Origin of the sequence: Nitrososphaera sp. (genome assembly GCF_050748925.1) — an archaeon.
Classification (GTDB): domain Archaea; phylum Thermoproteota; class Nitrososphaeria; order Nitrososphaerales; family Nitrososphaeraceae; genus Nitrososphaera.
Genome location: NZ_JBOGQF010000136.1, coordinates 1 through 4,534, shown reverse-complemented (window position 1 = coordinate 4,534; position 4,534 = coordinate 1). Strand labels below are relative to the sequence as shown.

Sequence of the window (4,534 nt, the reverse complement as noted above, 5' to 3'; positions counted from 1 at the left end):
TCCTAATGCAGCTACTGGTCCAAAGATGAAAGTAATCTCTCCAGTTGATGCATCAGCAATAATTTCCACTGGTGTTCCTACGAGTGCAGCGTTACTCGATTGTGTTACGGCGCCTGAAAGTGTTATGATGCTACCATCATCAGATATCGAGCCTGTAAGTGCGAATGTACATGTCCCTGGTGGAGGTGATCCGCCATGAAAAGTACTGTCTAGCCCTTTGCCAGATAGCGACGAGGGACTACTTCCTTTGGCGTGTGCTTGAAGCGTGAGCGTATCCCCTGATTCGGTACTTACCTGCCCATTGATGTGAACTGTCGTCGTCTGTTTCTCTGCCAATGCGCTAGGACTAGTGAGTAGTAGTGCTGCCATGAGCAATATTGTTCCTGATGCGAAGGCATAGGTGCTTGTCAGTCCAGACTTCTTTGCCCTTCTGGAACTCATAGCAGCAGGTGGGATACGCATCGGTATTACGTATTTGGGCAAAAGCTTCTATCTCTTCTAACATGGGTTAGACTGTATAGGAGAATACTATAGATCAGTAATGCTCTTGGACGGCAGTACTTACCTTCGTATGGGCGATTTTCTTACATCTGCCCATTTTTGACCCAAAATTAGTCATAGTACAAACGAACATAGCAGCGATTCTGTCGACTCTGTATATATCCCCCCACAGGCCATGGGTCCGACCAAATTTGAACCGACTTACTAGTAGAACCAAGAATAAATCCCACCCCACACTTCGGTCCATCCATCTTGTTACGCGTTCAATCTATGAAATTGCCTCATTTTGGCAGTCGTCTGTCTTTTTCATATGTAATTAATTGGATTTATACCCATTTAGGTCTGCTACCCGCTGAACCCATTTTCTTCTAGGCGGTGATCGTAGTGTGGGTAATTCGCCCCCCGCACTACCACCTGCTAATAGTCTAAAAGCTGCATTGGCAGCTAAAAAGGTAGCGGATTATACACGCTAGGACAAGATAATCTTAGAGGAAAAATCTGCTTGCAAGCTGACCGGTCTGCACCGGTCGTTACGCATACACACGCTTGCGCAGGCGGTCTGATATATCCTTCTAGCGAATGGTTGGACATGTTCAGGCAATCGTGCAGAGAGTGCGGCTCGGATCTCGTGCCCCATCTGCTGTGCGCCAGTTGCAGGGAACATGTAAGCTGGACGTGCGGCCGGTGCGGAAGGGTGGACGACTGCACCCACGTCCACAGCTAATCAGGGTTCATGCGCCGGTCATAGGCCTCGATTATCTTTTGCAGCGCGTCGGCTTCCTCCTTTACCGCGTCGAGAAACTCGTCATAATAGCCGTACTTTTTCACGCGCTCTACGGTGTCTGAAAAATCGAAGTTGTGTGACTGCTCCATCTCTGCAACCTCTAGAGCGACGCCGTCGCGGGCCGACTGGACTAGGGCCTGCTGTATCAGCAAGCGGTTGTAGCGGCTCGACGCGAAATAGCGCCGGAATATGTTCATGCGCCCGTCCCTGCCGGCTTTTTGCATCTCTGCGAGGCTCGGCAACCGGTAGATAAGCATGCCTTACATCCAGCGGGCCCGTATATATTCAGGTCATCGGCAAATAGTCTTCTTTATCGGCGGCATAGACATGCAGAGTCTCTGAATAGCCGCGCTCTTGCACATAGGCCCAGCACTTGCCGCACACTGCGCAGGTTATTCGCTTTTCCCTGGCAGAATACTCTAGCTCGTGGTGGCTGCAGCGTATCTGGTACTGCCGCTTGTGGGCCTCCATCTCGCGCAGCGTGTCGATGTGCCTGACCGAGTTTTCCGACAACAGCCCCGGCATGGCGCCGGAACAATATATTCCATTACAGGGTCTGCTGCTTGCCCCGGTAGTTGATGCTGACAGAATCCACGCCGGCGATGTTTTTCGCCTTTTCAGCCATCTCTGTCAGCCACTGCTCGTCGGCGCCCTTGGGATTCTTTATCGTGACCCCCTTGAACAGGGTCGGGTCGTTTGGATCGACATAGTCTTCCACCACGAGGTCAGGATACTTTTCTCGCATGTCGTCAATGACTTCTGACGCCGAAGCCGGCAGGTACATGACCAGACTCTTTTGCCGGCGCAAAAAGAGGAACAGGCCCGCGCCTGCCGCCCCTATTATCGCCACGATGATAAGGTAGGTCGGGTCGACCTGCGGGCCGGACAGCGGCCCTGCACCCTGCGGCCCTGTCATGACGATGACCCCGTCGCCGTCTCTTGGCGGCTCGCGCGACCCGCCGGCTCCTGCTGCTGAAATATAGTAAATGTACCTGCCCGCAGGAGACATGGCATCTGAAGAGCCCCTGCCGTCCCAGGAGACCGAGTTGGCGCCCAGCTTCATCTCACCTTCCAGGCTGCGCACCGTCTTGCCGTCTTTGTCCAGTATTTCCACGCCATACGTCCCGGTCGAAGTCGAGTGGAAGGTTATCTCGGCAATCCCGTCCTGCGACAGCTCTATCAGCGGCGGAGAGGTTATAGAGATTATAGGCTCAGATGGCGGCACCACCAGCCCTGAAACGGCAATGTTGTCCACTATGCGCAGGTTTGATTCAGGGCGGGCAGTGGTCACCGTACTGCCCTTGTCAGGCGCGTCATTTACTTCCAGGGTCTCGATCAAAAACCTTGCGACGTTGGCCCTGGGCGGAGGGTACCTATCCACGGGAGTTGGGGCGGGGGTCACGGGAGCAGGCGCAGGTGGTTGGGGGTTGGGGTTCACGTTCCCTCGGACAACCGTGTTCTGGAGAGAGTCGCTCAGGTTCATGGAATCTGCAACCCCTCTGACGGTGTTTGTGGCTACCTGTGGCGAACTGGACAGATTGTCGCCCACGCTCAGGGCGTCGGAAATATTCACTTCGGGAATTTCTGCAGGGTCGGCCTGCCAGATCATAGAATCGCTCAGCGAAATGCCGTCAGAAATCGTTCTTGAAGTGCTAGAAGAGCCCGGAAGCACCTCATCGACAATGCCAATCAGGTCGCCTATGGCGCTGCCTTGTTGCGCGGCGGCGGGAGGAATTTCAGGGAGGATGATGTCCCCCAGTGTCAAGGCTTCGTTAAGGATGAGTTCAGGAAGCGAGTTGGGAGCATTCGGCTCATCATCATCGTCATCGCCGCCGGACTGCTGGCCGAGTACAGGCTGTAAAGTAACAGCCCCGAAAAGGAGACAGAATGTCAGACCAAGAACCATCCAAAAGGTGTTCATTTTGTTTATCAAAACGCTAGCGCGTTCCGGGAAAGATTTGAGATCAATGTATAAAAGGCCCATGAAGTGAGAGCGCAGAAAACTCGTACTGATTTTGGTAACAGAAGCAGCGACCAAGCCGCGGCCGGGCAAAGCATTTAGAGTTCCACACGCTCACAAAGTTGTGAAAAAGCGGGTACCGACCAGGACAAGCGACTTTGGCGTGTCAAGGAGGGAGAGCCACGACTCGTCGGGGTTTTACGGGCGCAAGATCTATGGAGACCCGCAGGCTGCAGGCGACATCAGCGTTGAAAACGCCTTGCCGGATAAATACACCGACATGATATTTTGCAAGAGCAGCGAGGATATGAGAGAGTTGCCGGACGCAAGCGTCCACCTTGTAGTGACTTCGCCTCCCTACAACGTCGGCAAGGCATATGACAAGGACATGACGATCGACCAGTACCGCGCACTGCTGCGCAAGGTCTTTGGCGAGATGTTCAGGGTGCTCGTGGACGGCGGCAGGGTCTGCGTCAACATTGCAAACGTGGGGAGAAAGCCCTACATCCCGCTGCACAGCTTTTTGATAGAGGACCTGGCAGCCGCAGGATTCTCCATGCGCGGAGAGGTGATATGGAACAAGGGCTCCAGCGCCGGCGCGTCCACAGCCTGGGGGAGCTGGCAGTCGGCATCCAACCCGACGCTCCGCGACACGCACGAATACATACTGGTCTTTTCAAAGGGCCAGTTTTCAAGAACCGCAAACGGCAAGAAGAGCACGATAAGCAAGGAGGAGTTTTTGAAATGCACAAAGAGCGTGTGGGAGTTCCAGGCCGAGTCGGCACGAAAGGTCGGGCATCCGGCGCCCTTTCCGGTCGAGCTTCCATACCGGTGCATACAGCTGTACACGTTTGAAGGCGACGTCGTGCTGGACCCGTTCTGCGGCGTCGGCTCGACTGGCGTCGCTGCGGCAAGGAGCGGCAGGCGCTTTGTCGGTTACGATACAAGCAGAGAATACGCCGCCGCAGCCGAAAAGAGGCTGAGCCTGCAAAAAGGAAATATGTCGTCGTGACGGTACCCCCGGGCGTGCCAGAGCAAGTTTACCTGAAATACGAAGAGCTTGACGACATGCTAAAGGTGATAATCTATTCGTCGCAGTCGATGCTCGGGGTCGTCCCCATGCTGTACTACATCAACCACGGGGGCAAGCACGTGCTCTTTATCCAGACAGGCGCCGTCGGCAGCGCGACTATCCACTACATCATCCAGAAGGACAGGCCGGCGAAAAAGTTCATCCAGCTAAAGAGGCTCACCGGCGACTCGTCGTTTGTGGACGCGATAGGCACCGA

6 protein-coding genes are annotated in these 4,534 nt (G+C 54.5%); 2 read left to right on the top strand and 4 right to left on the bottom strand.

Going from position 1 to position 4,534, the window contains the following annotated elements:
* From ACREAY_RS10025 to ACREAY_RS10010, 4 genes are all read right to left on the bottom strand, one after another.
* The coding region (locus ACREAY_RS10025; protein ID WP_431755636.1) for a hypothetical protein at window positions 1-441 on the bottom strand (441 nt) is incomplete at its 3' end.
* Window positions 442-1,221: 780 nt separating this feature from the next.
* Window positions 1,222-1,542, bottom strand: coding sequence for a hypothetical protein (locus tag ACREAY_RS10020; protein WP_431755635.1), 321 nt, complete (start codon window positions 1,540-1,542; stop codon window positions 1,222-1,224).
* Between the two features lie 28 nt (window positions 1,543-1,570).
* Window positions 1,571-1,798, bottom strand: coding sequence for a hypothetical protein (locus ACREAY_RS10015; RefSeq protein ID WP_431755634.1), 228 nt, complete (start codon window positions 1,796-1,798; stop codon window positions 1,571-1,573).
* 34 nt (window positions 1,799-1,832) lie between these two features.
* Complete coding sequence (locus ACREAY_RS10010) at window positions 1,833-3,050, bottom strand: FlgD immunoglobulin-like domain containing protein (RefSeq protein ID WP_431755633.1); 1,218 nt, start codon at window positions 3,048-3,050, stop codon at window positions 1,833-1,835.
* Window positions 3,051-3,369: 319 nt separating this feature from the next.
* Here ACREAY_RS10010 and ACREAY_RS10005 point away from each other — a divergent pair, with 319 nt between their 5' ends.
* Window positions 3,370-4,257: a DNA-methyltransferase gene (locus tag ACREAY_RS10005; protein WP_431755632.1), complete on the top strand. Its 888-nt coding sequence runs from the start codon at window positions 3,370-3,372 to the stop codon at window positions 4,255-4,257.
* A gap of 14 nt (window positions 4,258-4,271) precedes the next feature.
* The coding region (locus tag ACREAY_RS10000) for a hypothetical protein (protein WP_431755631.1) at window positions 4,272-4,534 on the top strand (263 nt) is incomplete at its 3' end.

Coding starts and splice junctions, on each gene's coding strand:
- ACREAY_RS10020 (WP_431755635.1), bottom strand. CDS start 1,542: ATGCTTATCTACCGGTTGCCGAGCCTCGCAGAGATGCAAAAAGCCGGC.